Annotated in this window: 14 protein-coding genes; 7 read left to right on the forward strand and 7 right to left on the reverse strand. The window is 45.6% G+C overall.

Going from position 1 to position 14,147, the window contains the following annotated elements:
• Together gatC and G9U52_RS37320 are read right to left on the reverse strand one after the other, a co-directional pair.
• Nucleotides 1-288 carry an Asp-tRNA(Asn)/Glu-tRNA(Gln) amidotransferase subunit GatC gene (gene gatC / locus G9U52_RS37315; RefSeq protein WP_166158062.1) on the reverse strand — a complete coding sequence of 96 codons (288 nt, stop codon included), beginning with the start codon at nucleotides 286-288 and terminating at the stop codon, nucleotides 1-3.
• A gap of 298 nt (nucleotides 289-586) precedes the next feature.
• Nucleotides 587-1,075, reverse strand: a complete 489-nt coding sequence (locus G9U52_RS37320) for a YhcN/YlaJ family sporulation lipoprotein (RefSeq protein ID WP_166158064.1) — start codon at nucleotides 1,073-1,075, stop codon at nucleotides 587-589.
• Nucleotides 1,076-1,666: 591 nt separating this feature from the next.
• Between G9U52_RS37320 and G9U52_RS37325 the strand changes: the two genes are divergently transcribed.
• Both G9U52_RS37325 and G9U52_RS37330 read left to right on the forward strand, forming a co-directional pair.
• Nucleotides 1,667-2,419, forward strand: coding sequence for an N-acetylmuramoyl-L-alanine amidase family protein (locus tag G9U52_RS37325; protein ID WP_166158067.1), 753 nt, complete (start codon nucleotides 1,667-1,669; stop codon nucleotides 2,417-2,419).
• A 242-nt stretch (nucleotides 2,420-2,661) separates the two neighbouring features.
• A complete protein-coding gene (locus G9U52_RS37330) occupies nucleotides 2,662-3,771 on the forward strand; it encodes an EAL domain-containing protein (RefSeq protein WP_166158069.1) in 1,110 nt (369 codons plus the stop codon).
• 155 nt (nucleotides 3,772-3,926) lie between these two features.
• Here G9U52_RS37330 and G9U52_RS37335 read toward each other — a convergent pair whose 3' ends face one another.
• The 3 genes from G9U52_RS37335 to G9U52_RS37345 form a co-directional block, all read right to left on the reverse strand.
• On the reverse strand, nucleotides 3,927-4,307 hold the full coding sequence (locus G9U52_RS37335; RefSeq protein ID WP_166158072.1) for an ATPase: 381 nt from the start codon (nucleotides 4,305-4,307) through the stop codon (nucleotides 3,927-3,929).
• A 194-nt stretch (nucleotides 4,308-4,501) separates the two neighbouring features.
• The gene (locus G9U52_RS37340) at nucleotides 4,502-5,572 is read right to left on the reverse strand and encodes a MerR family transcriptional regulator (RefSeq protein WP_166158075.1); all 1,071 of its coding nucleotides are present in this window, start codon (nucleotides 5,570-5,572) and stop codon (nucleotides 4,502-4,504) included.
• Nucleotides 5,573-5,633: 61 nt separating this feature from the next.
• Nucleotides 5,634-7,082, reverse strand: a complete 1,449-nt coding sequence (locus G9U52_RS37345) for a hypothetical protein (RefSeq protein ID WP_243767787.1) — start codon at nucleotides 7,080-7,082, stop codon at nucleotides 5,634-5,636.
• A gap of 202 nt (nucleotides 7,083-7,284) precedes the next feature.
• Here G9U52_RS37345 and G9U52_RS37350 point away from each other — a divergent pair, with 202 nt between their 5' ends.
• A complete protein-coding gene (locus tag G9U52_RS37350; RefSeq protein ID WP_166158079.1) occupies nucleotides 7,285-7,653 on the forward strand; it encodes a hypothetical protein in 369 nt (122 codons plus the stop codon).
• A gap of 106 nt (nucleotides 7,654-7,759) precedes the next feature.
• Here G9U52_RS37350 and G9U52_RS37355 read toward each other — a convergent pair whose 3' ends face one another.
• Nucleotides 7,760-8,689, reverse strand: coding sequence for an AraC family transcriptional regulator (locus G9U52_RS37355; RefSeq protein ID WP_166158082.1), 930 nt, complete (start codon nucleotides 8,687-8,689; stop codon nucleotides 7,760-7,762).
• A 148-nt stretch (nucleotides 8,690-8,837) separates the two neighbouring features.
• Between G9U52_RS37355 and G9U52_RS37360 the strand changes: the two genes are divergently transcribed.
• Both G9U52_RS37360 and G9U52_RS37365 read left to right on the forward strand, forming a co-directional pair.
• Nucleotides 8,838-9,782, forward strand: a complete 945-nt coding sequence (locus G9U52_RS37360; RefSeq protein ID WP_166158085.1) for an NAD-dependent epimerase/dehydratase family protein — start codon at nucleotides 8,838-8,840, stop codon at nucleotides 9,780-9,782.
• 40 nt (nucleotides 9,783-9,822) lie between these two features.
• Nucleotides 9,823-10,794, forward strand: a complete 972-nt coding sequence (locus G9U52_RS37365) for a zinc-dependent alcohol dehydrogenase (RefSeq protein WP_166158088.1) — start codon at nucleotides 9,823-9,825, stop codon at nucleotides 10,792-10,794.
• Here the strand turns inward: G9U52_RS37365 and G9U52_RS37370 are convergent.
• Nucleotides 10,763-11,767 (reverse strand): D-2-hydroxyacid dehydrogenase, encoded by a 1,005-nt coding sequence (locus G9U52_RS37370; protein WP_243767788.1) that lies wholly within the window; start codon nucleotides 11,765-11,767, stop codon nucleotides 10,763-10,765. The two genes, G9U52_RS37365 and G9U52_RS37370, sit on opposite strands and share 32 nt — an antisense overlap.
• 622 nt (nucleotides 11,768-12,389) lie before the next feature.
• Here G9U52_RS37370 and G9U52_RS37375 point away from each other — a divergent pair.
• Both G9U52_RS37375 and G9U52_RS37380 read left to right on the forward strand, forming a co-directional pair.
• Nucleotides 12,390-13,052 carry an HAD family hydrolase gene (locus G9U52_RS37375; RefSeq protein ID WP_166158093.1) on the forward strand — a complete coding sequence of 221 codons (663 nt, stop codon included), beginning with the start codon at nucleotides 12,390-12,392 and terminating at the stop codon, nucleotides 13,050-13,052.
• A 61-nt stretch (nucleotides 13,053-13,113) separates the two neighbouring features.
• Nucleotides 13,114-13,887 (forward strand): Cof-type HAD-IIB family hydrolase, encoded by a 774-nt coding sequence (locus G9U52_RS37380; protein WP_166158096.1) that lies wholly within the window; start codon nucleotides 13,114-13,116, stop codon nucleotides 13,885-13,887.
• Nucleotides 13,888-14,147 lie beyond the last annotated feature (260 nt).

The raw sequence follows: 14,147 nt of genomic DNA on the forward strand, positions 1-14,147 counted from the left end.
TTATTCTAGAACCGCTGGCACCTTGATTTGTCCATCTTCTTCATCAGGTGCATTCAGCATAACCTTATCAATCGGCAATGATGGCTTCGAAATATCTGCTCGCATCACATTAACCAAGGGTACTGGGTGGCTGGTCGGCTCGACATCGTCCGTATTCAGTCCATTTAATTGCTCTGCGTATTTGAGAATGGCGTTCATTTGTTCCGTGAACGTTTGTTTCTCCTGCTCGCTAAGCTCTAGTCTCGCCAATTTGGCTACGTGCTCAACATCCTTGATTGTAATACTCACCGGTCTTCCCCCGTTTCGATATGGTTTGCTTTTAGGTTAAAGCGTATTTTTTCATTATAGACTAGATGGAATTTGAACTCAATTACTTTGGGGCTGTAACATCTTTAACGAATGTCGAGTATTGGCATCTTACGTCGATTTTTTGAATTTTGTTACCTGGGCATGTGGTCAAAACAAGAGATCGATTCCGCAATTTTGTGCAAATAAAAAACCCTAGGGATCATGAATCATTCCCAGGGTTTCCTATCGCCAATACTTCCGAACCTCCTGCAATCAGTAGAACCAGTAATTGGATCCTTTAACGTGCTTTTGGAAAAATGCGCTTAACAATCTCAGTAAATTCCTCGAAAAACCCTGATACCGGACGTCCTTCCCGTACATCTGTTACATATCTGTTAATACGATCCACAAACTCAGGGTTAGTAGAAACGTATACATTTTGTATGTTCGAATCGGATGACCGAACTTGTTGAGCAATTTGCTCTTCTAGCTCATGGGATAGCTCACCCTGAGGTGTATCTACTAACACGGCCACATAGGCGTTTTTTTCTGTTACAACCACATTCGCTTGTTTTACACTATTTAGCTTAACAATCTTTTCTGCCGCTTGATTAGCAATCTGAATGCGGTTATCCACTTTGGGCGGGTTGTTGTTGTTGACTTGTTGCGTTCGCATTCCTTGCTGCTTTACCTGATTATCTGCGTTATTCGTGCATCCTGTCGCCATAATTAGAACAATAGCAAGCAACGTGGCCACTTCCTTAATGTTACATTTTCTTATTGTCATCTATTATAAACCTCCATTCAATTTTGTTTTATTATGCCGCCTTTCTTCGTTTCAAATTCAGGAATTACCTTTCAATTCGTGGCTCTAGTTCTTAAGTTCATATCTGCTTACCGTTTTGCTTCGTATGTGCCGCTTCTGCGAAATTCCATTCGAGGAATACTTTCGACATTGTGGAAAACGAAAACACAAAGCCCTCGATCCCAAAGGAAAGAGAGCTTTGATAAACTCTTTTATATTTAATGCGAATATTTAGAATGTAAAGTTAATTGATGGTCATAATAAGTCTTAAAAATTAAAGGATGATTTGATGATTTAAATTTTTGGAATGTCACAAGCTGATGCTGAATCAGTCATTGTATCAGCATGATACTAATTAAACGAACAATTAGAAGCAGTATATCTTTATGCCAAAAACGAGTCATTATCTGATCTAATAAAAGCAATTATCCAAGTCCTTGCAAATACCCTCATACGTATCTGCAGGTGATTCCGATGTAGGATATCTAGTGAGGAATTCATACCAATAGTGATCAAAAAAACCTATCGCGCTCTATATTCAACATATTTGCATTTGCAGGAGGATGATGATTGATGAAACGTTTGAAAAAGCTAGAATGTGCATTATTGCTTCTCATATGCATAACCATTATGCTTCCGTTGGCTGCCACGCAGCATATTGGCATTGCTAAAGCAAATTCTCCCGAATCTTTCCTGCTGCCCGATATTAAAACGGATCAACCGGCCATTAAAAATGTAGATGTATTGCTCGACGTCGGTCACGGAGGTATTGATGGAGGCACATCTTTCGGAGATCTGCTCGAAAAAGACATTAATCTATCGATCGCCAAAAAAACTTACGATTCCTTACAAAAAAAAGGGGTCATCGTTTTGATGAATCGAATGGATGATTATGCGTTAAGTGGAGAAAACCTCTGGTTGCGCAGTCGATCGAGACATCTAAAGGATTTGGCACAACGCAGCCAACTGGCCGACGAAGTAAAACCAAAGGTCATGATAAGTTTACATGTCAATTCCGCACGACGTTCCGGCAAAAGAGGGCCGCTGCTTCTCCATCAAAAAAACGAACAAAGCCTGCTGCTGGCAAAATCGCTTCAGAATTCGTTAAATATGCTTTATGGCACCCATGAAGAACCTGTATACGGAAAAACTTATTATTTGCTTAAGCATACAGTGGTGCCTGCGGTTATCGTCGAAATGGGTTTTATAACGAATGCCGAAGACAGAGAAATGCTTACTCGACCAGACTCTCAACAAGAGATTGCCGATAAAATCGCCGAAGGAATTCAAGTATATATCAAAAAGATCCATGAAAGACCGAGCTAGCTCGGTCTTTCATGTTTAGTATCCTATCCCAGCATCTAACACGCTTAGCCCCATATATTACCAAAAATGCTCGCAGATAACCTTGATAAAAAATATACATTCAAATTGTGAAAAGAACACTAATGCGGGTAAGTAGTGGGTAGTACCTTAAAAATCTTTTAGAATAACGTATTTAAGGCTCTAGTCATAATTTGAACTCACTTATATAATAGAATGCAAGACTCTCTTGAGGAGACCATACCATGGAATGTTCAAATTGCAGCAGTGCTAGACCTATAGAGGATCAGGGTACTCTATTATTTGTTTCGTCTCAATTAATCCCTTTGAATAAAATAACCCAGCTCTTTACTAACAGCCGTATCTTTACTGTTGATTCTAATCAGGTCTTTGATGATGGGCAGCCCCATACAGTAACAAACGGAGTTAACTATTTTATTCCTATTTCTTATTTGTCACGCGAAGAGCTATTAAATGGACTAAAAAGTGTTTATGATAAATTGACTTCGTCGGAGCAGTTGGACATACATATTGAGATTGACGAATCAAATTGGAGTTTAGCACCTACCAAGTCCAAAGCCGTTGCTCTGCCCCAATTTTTTGCGCGGATGAAGCATCACAATCTAGTAACTATGATGACTAATGGGCAGTTTACTAGCCATATGCAGCCGATTATCGATATGCAATCCCAGCGCGTGTTCGGCTATGAATTTTTGCTGCGCCCCTCGGCGGGACAAGCCGCGTTTAACCCATTTGAGCTGTTCTCAGTAGCACAGCAAACTGGTCTTCATTCCTTTCTGGACCGCGCAGCGCGCATTTCGGCGATCCAGACCAGTGCGCTTCATTTGCCGCAGGGGATTAAGAGGTTCGTTAATTTTTTGCCCTCATCAATCTATAACCCCAATTATTGTTTGAGCCATACCTTTAAGGCAATCGAGGATAATAAGCTGGATCCCCGGGATTTTGTATTTGAGGTTGTCGAAACGGAGCGCATTGAGGATATTGGGCATTTAAAAAAGATTTTTGCTATTTACCAGAAGCAAGGCATGCAGGTCGCGCTAGATGATGTAGGAACGGGCTTCGCCACGTTGGAGGTTCTCCCCGAGCTAGCTCCGGATTTTGTAAAAATCGACCGGGGCCTGATCGACAACTGCGACCAGGATGAAAACAAGCAGCAGCAAATTATTAGAATTATCGAGATCTCCCATAGCTTTGGAGCAACTGTGCTTGCGGAGGGTATGGAGCGTAAAGAAGAATGGGATTTCTGCAAAAAGCACGGAATCGAGCTGGCGCAAGGTTATTTATTAGGCAGACCAGCCGCGTTACCCTTGGGTACAGCGTCTATTGAGATCTAATTGGAGACGTGATTGACCGCCCATACATACCACTGCACCGCGCGCTTGGAATCTGCGCGCCGTGCAGCTGGACAAAGGAAAAAGCCCTCCTCCGAATAGCTGCTCGGAATGAAAGCTTACATTTGTAGCTATAAAATTTAAAAATTTCAGCAAAACTAAATCCACGCCTTTAAATTCACCTGTTTAATGAATTCAGCTTGTGACTGCATTTCTTTGGTGGGCTCCATAGGTTCGGGCTCCTGGTTTTCCCCATTCATAATACGTCGGAACAATTCCTCGTTCTTGGTAGCCAAAGCAAAATCAATCAGTGATTCACGCTCCAACCGGTCAACCTCAAGTTGAATCAATACTTCTTCTAATTCTATATCAGCTTCAGTTACGAAAAAGTGCTTATTTACTTTGGGTATACGCACAACGTAATCAAACACATTGTCCGAGTTACGATCTATAGCCATAATGTAACCATACTCGCTAACAGGCAGATTTTGTTCAAAACTGTCAGCTACGATAATTACTCTTTGCCCTAAACGCAGCATATGCCATTCCTCCCCAGGATTGTTACTCTTATTTACTATTCTATACAAAGATGAGCCTATAAGCAAAAAATGATAGAATGATTCCTAATCTAAGCCATTAGTGCTACAGATATAGGTACTTACTAATAATTGTTTTTATTCTAGCATCTTTTATAGGGTTAAGCAATGATAGACAAGTTGGAAAGAAACATTCCTTACAGAATGGGTCCACGCAGCGCATAAACCATATGAACCCACTCATTGATTTGCTGATAGAGTGTCGTGTAGCCATGCAAATGGAACCATTGCAGCAGTTGTGAACGGTCTGATGGATGGATGCTGGCTAGAGCGGCCTGCAGGTCGCTCCTGCCCGCCTCTTTGAGCCGATTCAAGGCAACTGCCCTTGCTTCTGCATGTTCAAACATAAGCCCTGTAATCACGATTCTGCCATGAGGCCGCAGTACGCGATGCATCTCTTCAAGCCCTAGCAATTGTTGGTTCTCATTGACATGATGAAAGGCAAAGCTTGTCCCGACCCAATGAAATTGCCCGTCGAAAAAGGGCAAAGCCAGCAGGTTGCCAAGCTTGGCTTGAAGCGCCGGATACTTGCTGCGGCAACGGGCAAGCATCTCGCGAGACTGCTCGACCGCTGACACTTCCGCGCCAAGCTCCAGCAGCCTGCCCGCCAAATTCCCTGTGCCGGCACCGATATCGAGCCCGGACTCTCCGGGCTTGGGAGCCAGCCACTGCACCGTAAACGCCAGGGCCTGCTCATACTCGGCACCCGAAGCGATCCAGCCGAGCGGGCTTTCGTTATCCAGCGGTTTGCGGTCAAACTGCTCCGCGATTTGGTCAAAGCCCCACTGGTCCTCCCAGGAGGACCTCGCTGTCCGGATCTGCTTCATATGGGCGGCAAGCTGGAACAGATCGTCCAATACGAGCTGCTTGCCATCGTCCAGCCGTCCAATCAAGCCATCCATAGCTGCCAGCATCTGCTTCCACTCCACCCACTGGGTGCTAAGCAGCGCACGTTGCAGTTCTAATTGGTGGCGTACTGTTGGTGCATCGCCACGGTCAAATTCATCCAGTAACTTGGAGATATGCTCCACGCTCATACCCATTTCGCGGAAGGCCATAATCATTTGCAGCCGCCACGCATCCTCTACTGTATATTGGCGATAGCCATTGAGCTTATTTTTCTCAGGATGCAGCAGCCCCTTTTCCTCATAAAAACGAATGGCTCGCGGCGTCACATCCAGCTTAAGCGCCAGCTCGTTGATTTTCATAGGACCCTCCCCCTCTGTTACAGGTATTGTAAACCATCACGTAAGGGAAAGGTATATAGGTCTATCTTCGCTTGCGGATTTCTTTGATTAATCGGCGCAGCGTAGTTATGCCTAGAGCCAATGCGATCGTCATGCCCGAGAAGGTCACTCCCATAGCGATATATTCAAATACGGAATATTCCTTCATTTTGCTCCAATCGATAGGTCCCTTAAGATCCTCTATTACCTGGTTCATCCCATAGATCCCACTAATTACGGTATAGATGGTCAAGATCATCAACAAATAATTGGACCGTTTGGCTGTGAAATTTTCCTGGTACTTGTATAGGTCCGCCAGTGTTTTCTTCACCTCGGCAAAAAGCCCGTCGATGCCCATATGGTTGCGCAGCTGGAGAAATATTTCTTTTCCTTGGGGCTGGGAGGCAACCTCCAAAAAATAATATCGGGCTGAGAAAATCGTAATCGAACGAATCAGGTCATCGATTTCATCCTGGTTCTGATCCAATTGCACATGGGAATAGCGATTCGATAATTTGAGCAGCACGATTCGATTAAACAAATTAATCAGCACGCCATAATAATAAGCCCCATATATATGGTTGCCTATGGCGGTTGTGATCTCCGCAGACTGATTCGTTAAGCAAACAAAGGAAGTCTCCTCCATCACGTACAAGGTATCTGGCCCCCAGCGGTCATAGGTATGGGCTCCGACATATCTTTGAATATAGTCCATATTCGATGAACTGGTATAAGGGTTCCCCTGCTGGTCCAGCCCGTCTGCCCGCGAGCCACGGTATAGATCAACGGGCGATATTTCGCAGCCATCGGTAAATGAGACCATGCCCAGCACGTACATACGCTCATCTTCAAAATAAGGCAGCTTTTCGAAATAAGAATCCTGCAAATTACTTTTATCCAGAAATGTCAGTATACCGGGCACAAGCATCTCAAATATAAAGTCCTCTACTTCATCATAATCCTTTTGATCCTTCACAATCCGGAGCTGCTCATTCTCATCCTTCATATTTTGCAGCACACGGAACCGATTTACGATTTCTAATGCCTGTGAATAGTTTAATTCTTCACATGGCAGCTCGACGCGAATATTAATAAATCCCAAGTCAAAGGGACAAAGCCACACATCCAAGGAGTGGATTCGGATCGTATAGGCATCCCCATTCATGTGCAGCTCACAATCAAATTCTAAACGCTTGGAATAACGTTGGAATACATCCTCAGTCAGCTTATGGGGGAAAATCACACTGTTCGTAAAGGGCAAATAGTAGCGCTCCAAATTCAAATGCGATACCTTATAGCCCTCTCCATAAAAAGCCGTTTCCAGCTCCAGGTTGCCTAAAGCAAACGGAATAAAGCCATCCTTTTCTAACTGCTGCTTCATTTCCTCTTGGCAATCCGCATGTAAAGAAAAGGGAAACATAAACTGAAAGAGAGCTACCTTTAAGCTCTTTTCTTCTAATATAGGTCGTATCATCGTACTGGGTTGGATCATTGTTTTCGACGCCCCTATGGGTTCAATTCTTTGTCTTAATGGTAATAATACCTTATGTAAATGATAAAGGAAATTTCGATCCATGAGAGGAGCGTTGGGGCGTGGGGCTGCTTTTTATCGTTATTTATCTAATTCTTATTGCCTTGGTGCTTGAAGTAGCCTCAACGCTACTCATACGCTCATAATTGTCAAAAACAAAAAGATGATGGCTTTACTTACTAAAAAATTTCATCGCCACCTCAATCAGCAGTTTGAGCTCCATCAGCTCCCCATTGAGGAAATCCTGTATACGAGCGACTTGGATTTAGTTATCGACATTCATGTACATGCAGATTCTGAATGGCTGCACCAGCGAACAGATCAGGTGTTTAATGGAGAGGTAGATATCCTGCTATTATTTATTCAACGTGACCACCAAAAAATTAGGCAGCAATGTATGAAGCTTGAGACTCAGGAAGGCGATATTATGTTTGTTTATGGCAGCCAATCAGATATCGAAGCGAAGTTCCACCACGAGCTGGAGAAAGCCAAGCAGGATATGGATAAAGACCAGCAGGTAATCGGTATTTAGTTATTATATAACCTTTGATCCCTTGCCAGAAACGAAAAGGGCAAAACTTAAAAGCCGTTATCCCTAAAAAGGTATAACGGCTCTTTACTTGCGATCCGAATCCAAATTAGACTTGGTTGAACTCGCGGGCGGCCATTTGAGTGAGCTGTTCAAGGATTCGCTTCCTATAGTCCCGAGGCGGCATGCCGACGATTTTGTTAAAAACGGTGTAAAAGGCTTTGTAGTCCGAGAAGCCGACATCCAAGGAAATCTCGACGATTTTTTTATCGGAAATCTCCAGCAGCTTGCAGGCCTCCTCCATACGTAAATTGTGGACGTACTCTGTAACCGTCACGCCGGTGATTTCCTTGAACACTTTGCAAAAATAATTTTTATTGAAAAAGCATTTGGCAGAAAGCTCACCTAGGCTAATCGATTCCGAATAATGCTCCTGCAGGTAGCGTACGATTTCATTAATCGCCCCCACTTTTTTGCTGATCGTGCGGTTGGCAGTATCGAATTCCATCCCCCGAATAATACGCACGATCAGTTCAATCATATAAGCGCGAATCATCGAGCCACTGCCTGCCCGCCCAGCCGTATATTCCTGATATAGGTTATCGACCAACGGCTCGAACTCGTTTTTCTCCTCCTGCGATAGCTGCAAGCTGGCTTTACTTATCGATTGCTTCCAGAATTTATTGAATAAATGGGATAGCCTCAGGCTATTAAAATCATGGCTAAACGCAAGCTCTCTATCAATAAATCCCGGTTTGAACAGGATGTTGTAGGTTATAAGATTCTCGTGCTCCTGCTCCCTGTAAAAAGAATGGGACACCCCGTAGTTAATAATAAACAGGTCACCCCGCGTCACTCGCTGAAGCTCATCCCCAAACCTATGGTAGCCGTAACCGCTTGCAACATAACAGATCTCAATACAATCATGCGTGTGGTAACGCACCTGCTCCTTCAGCAGTTCATTAAACCGGACGATGCCAAAGGCTTCCCCTTGCTTAAAATACCTTACGCTTTCATAAACGACAGGCTCTGTAATCATGCTCGATCTCCCTTCCACTAACAAAACCCCAATTAAAGCCAAATCTTAATTCCGACCATGTAGTAGTGAAAATCCGCCATATATTACAAGACTAATGCAGAGTAAACTAATTTTCATCAGCTGATTTAAGAAGAGGAGGAACGTAGCTATGACCATCCTGATTACCGGAGCAAGCGGTGATATCGGCAGCAAGTTAGCTGAGAGGCTGGTAGGTGCAAGTCAAAATGACGGGCAAAGTGACAATCGAAATGACGATCGAAACGACGGGCAAAAGAATGCACATGAAGTGGTTTGCCTCTCCAGGCATCATCCCCAAATGGCTGTGCCTCATTGGCTGGGCAATTTTGATTCCTTTGAGGATTTACAGCAGCTGGATGCCTTACAGATTAAAGCGGTTGTCCATTTGGCCGCGGTCACTGGCGGATGCTCGGAGGAGGACGGCTTGTCCGTGAATGTGCTGGGAACGCGGCGGCTGTACCGCTATCTGTACGACCACGGCTGCCGGAAATTTATAACGGCCAGCTCGATTGCTGCTGTAGGCTGCCTGAGCCCGGCCTTTACCCCTTTGCAGCTGCCAATCCCAGACGAGCATCCTTGCTTGGCGGAGGATGCTTATGATATGTCAAAGGCGATGGTCGAGCAGTTGACCCACTATTTCCATCGGAAGCATGGTGATATCGACTTCATTAATTATCGCCTGGGAGCGGTTGTCGATGATGAGCTTTGGAGGCCTAAGCCGATTACAGCAAGCTCCACGCTGCGGATTCCATTCACCAACCTGAGCGCGGTGTTCGTCAGCGATGTGCTCGATGCGCTGGTTACAGCCATTGAAGCGCCTCATCAGCCAGGCGTTCGCACCTACAATGTAGTAGGTGCGGATGCAAGCTGCGACGAGCCTGTGGCTGAGCTTTTGCTGCACAAGCTGGGCGTAGAGAAGGCCCAAGTTCTTCTCTCGCATTACCAGATACCCGGGAATGGCTATGCGACTATATTCGATATGCGCCGGATCAAGGCCGAGCTTGGCTTCGAGCCCAAACGCAGCATGCGGCCTGGCCTGCAAATTGAGCAAGCTCAAAGCACACAGCCGAAATGAGCAGCTTTTACAACTACTACTTTTAAAGGAGATCTAAACCATGGGTTCAACTACAATGATCGGTTTGGCGGTTACGGAGCTTGGTAAAAAGGCGGAGCTGATCGAATTGCTCCGCCCCCAGGTGGATGACGATTCCATTGTGATCCAAACGGCTTATTCTTGTGTCAGCATCGGTACCGAAATGTGGATCGCAACCGGACGTCGAAAGGATTATGGAGATCCCCCGTTTATTAACGGGTATCAGGCAACAGGCACAGTCGTTGAGTTGGGGGCTAACGTGGATCACGTGGTGGAAGGCGACTTGGTCGCTGTTTTTTGCTCCGGGGCGCATGGACAATTCGTGAAAGCGAAAAAGCACCTCGTCTACAAGCTGAACAACGAAAGCTCGCTGCAAACGGCCTCGATGTTCGTCCAGCCCTCTGTTGCCGCCAACGCTTACAATTTGGCCAGCATCGAAACCGGCCACCTCGTTTACATCGTTGGACAAGGCTTTATCGGGCAATGTGCAGCCAAGCTCGCACGCTTGAAGGGGGCTTATGTCATCTCGTCAGACATCTCCCCGACAAGATTGAAGCTGTCTGCCAAGCATTGTGCAGATTGGGCCATTGATGCTTCAGAGCGTCCTGCTTCGCAGCAAATATTGGAGCGCTTCCCCGAAGGCGCCGATGTGGTTGCGGAATCCAGCGGATTTACACAGCTGGTCGACGATGCCATGACGAGCTGCAGGAAGCGCGGCCAATTTATTTTCATGGGCTGGTATCCCGATAATATTACGTATAATTTTAATATTCCGCACCAGAAGCAGCTATCTGCTTTTTATCCATGCTTTATAGGGCCCCGATCCGTCCAGGAATCGGTCATTCGCATGATCGAGAACGGATCGCTGCCGCTGCAAGAACATATCTCCCATTTGGTGCATTGGCAGGATTCGGCAGCCACCTATAACACGTTATTTACGCCTGAGAGAAATCAATATAACGTTATTCTTTTTGACTGGCATTCACCACATTAGTCGGCTGACCGGATAAAAAGTGCTGGACATTGTCTACTGCCGTCCCCATCAGCCTGGCTCTGGCTTCTTTGGTTGCCCAAGCAATATGAGGGGTGATCAGGCAATTATCTGCTGAAAACAGCGGATTGGTAGGCAAGGAAGGCTCTATAGAAAGCACGTCCACCGCAGCGCCGGCGATTCGTCCGTTGTTCAGCGCATCGGCCAGGTCCTGTTCATGAATTAACGCGCCACGGGAGGTATTGATCAACAAGGCGGAAGGCTTCATTAGCGCCAGCCGCTCGGCATTGATCAGCTTCTCTGTGGAAGCGGTTAACGGACAATGCAAGCTAATCACATCCGATTCAACAAGCAACTGCTCCAGTTCAACCCACTCTACCCCTTCAATGGCTGCCGGGTGGCTTCGACCGCTTCCCACAGCAATTACCCTCATGCCAAAAGCTTTGGCGATTTTCGCTACCTGCCCGCCAATACGTCCCAGCCCGATCAAGCCCATTGTTTTACCAGCCAGCTCAACAAGCGGAGAACGCGTGAAGCAAAAGTCAGGGCAATGGTTCCATTCGCCATCATGTACAGCATCGCTATGTCGTTGCACACGGTGGCACAGCTCTAACAATAGCGCAAACACAAACTGGGCTACGGAATGCGTGCCATAGGTAGGAATATTCGCAACCGGTATCCCTCGCTCACGAGCCGCATCAATATCTACAATATTATAGCCAGTTGCCAGCACGCCGATATAACGAAGCTTGGGCAATTGCTCAAGTGTAGCCGCAGATAGCTGCGTTTTATTGGTTAGGATCATATCCGCGTTAGCTGCGCGCTCCATCAATTCGGCAGCTGAGGTCCTGTCATAGACGGTGACATTGCCCAACTGCTCAAGCCTGCCCCAATCCAAATCTCCCGGGTTTAAGGTGTACCCATCCAATACCACGATATTTACCATCATAATCTCTCCTTTTAGCCATCTATCCATTTAAAAGCCTTCATTTATCATACATCAAGGTAAGCGATTTATCTTCATCTGTTTCTGCCTAATTTCAAAAATGAACCTGCGAATTTTTTGGACAAGTTACACAATTTTGCTGATTGGCAATGGGCTGCTACATACTTGCATGGATATTTATGTGTTGGGGGGTGGTCTTCGATTTGACTTATCGCAACGGAGTAATAGGGCATATCCGGTCTTATTATGTGACGAAAACTCTGAGGAGGCCACTATGAACGTCCCAATGGATGAAGCAGAGAAGCTATTTATTGTAGGAACAAGAAGCACGACCCCTGCTATCACTGACGTTATCGATGCTTGGCCCAAGCCATGGCTATTAGCCCGCGTCTTTTTGTGGGTAATGATTGCTTATATCGGGATGTATATAGGTTTTGTCCTTTTTTGGCAACTTCAATTTCCTCCCAGGTCTTATTATTCTAGGTGGCGGGTTATAAATGGATATTGACAATATGGAAATATTATAGAAGAATTAGATTCTAAACCAACTGCCACAACTATAGAATCGGCTTAAGGTTAACCCGCAGGAGATTTCCTCCGGGTTAGCCTTATTTATTTGCTTAAGAATCCTTAAGAAAAGAGTGAGGACACATTGATTAAAGCAGTTGTTTTTGATTTTGACGGACTTATTATTGACACGGAAACCGTGTGGTTCGAATGCTTTAATGAAGTGCTGGCTACCCATGGAATCGAATTCCCCATTGACGTTTTCAGCCGTTGTATCGGTACCCATGGTACTGAATTAACGGATTATATCACAGCCAAGCTGGGAACCCTTGAAAAGTCACAGGATGCACAAGCCCTCGCTGCCAAGCTTCACAAAAAGAAAATCGTACACGTCCAGGCTCGTGATGGCGTACGTGATTATTTGGAGGAGGCCCAACGATTAGGTCTCCGTATTGGCCTGGCTTCGAGCTCCAACCGGCAGTGGATCGAAAGCTTCCTGCATAATCTGGAGCTTTTCCAGTACTTTGAAGTCATTAAAAGCAGCGATGATGTAGCTAAAGTCAAGCCCGATCCGGAATTATACTTACAGGCTGTGAAAGCTTTAGGCATTGAACCAAGCGAGGCTCTGGCCTTCGAGGATTCGGTTAACGGCTCCGTTGCTGCCAAAGCTGCGGGTATGTGGTGCGTTATCGTTCCCAACCCGGTTACCGAACATCTACTCTTTGAAAACTATGATTATCGCCTTCGCTCGATGGGTGACCAATCGCTTACAGATGTTATTCGTCAGTTAAATGTAAACAATAGCTAAATATGGAATGATGCAATGAGAGCTCGAGTGAGAACTGAATAAGAAATGGAGACTAACAGACATGGCTTATAAAATTGTATTTTTTGATATTGATGGCACCTTAGTAAATGAAGATAAACAGGTTCCTGCTGACACCATTGAAGCCATTCGTGAGCTGCAAAGCCGCGGTGTCGAAGCTGTTATCTCAACAGGCCGTGCCCCTTACTTCTTCAAACCGCTAGCTGAGCTGCTAGGTATTGATTCCTTCGTCAGCTTGAATGGAGCTTATGTTGTGTATAAAGGACAACCTCTATATAAGCGAATTATTCCGCTTACTAGCTTGGAAGCCCTTGTAAACCACGCCAATCTACATAACCATTCTCTTGTGTTTGAAGGCAGCGATGCGTTCTTCTCGAATGCAGAAACGCATCCCCATGTTATTGAGGCTGTATCTTCCTTAAAGGTCGACCTTCCCGGCTACGATGCCGACTATTGGAAGACGACAGATATTTACCAGGTGTTCCTCCATTGCCAAGCGGAGGAGGAGCATTTGTACGAGCAGGCGCTACCTGATCTTCGCCTGGTTCGCTGGCACCGCACCGCAATGGATGTGTTACCGCTAGGCGGCTCTAAAGCGCAAGGGATTGCGGCCATGCTGCAGCATCTGGGCATTGAGCCCGAGGAAGCCGTCGCCTTTGGGGATGGACTGAACGATAAGGAAATGCTGACGCAGGTAGGGCTCGGCATTGCCATGGGTAACTCCCATGAGGAATTAAAGCCGTATGCCGATTACCTGACGACGCATATCGACGAGCAAGGCATTCGCAACGGGCTGCGTTATGCGGGCCTGATTTAGTCCACCACAATAGAGCAAAACAAGGTGTAAGCCCCTATCATCCGATAAGGGCTTGCCAGTCATTCAACTCTCCTGTTGCTTATATAATAAAGAAGCGCCCACTCCTAAACTGGTACCCATACACTGGACACTCTAAAAAAAGTGTTTAGCGTATGGGTACCTTTTTGTATACTAGAGAGAATAGTGGGGGCGAGCATATGAGTAAAAAACACTTTAGTAAAAATGAGCAGGAACAGTTAGCAAACAACCCGTATGTCTTA

Source organism: Paenibacillus agricola (assembly GCF_011440305.1).
In the GTDB taxonomy this organism is placed as follows: Bacteria; Bacillota; Bacilli; order Paenibacillales; family NBRC-103111; genus Paenibacillus_S; species Paenibacillus_S agricola.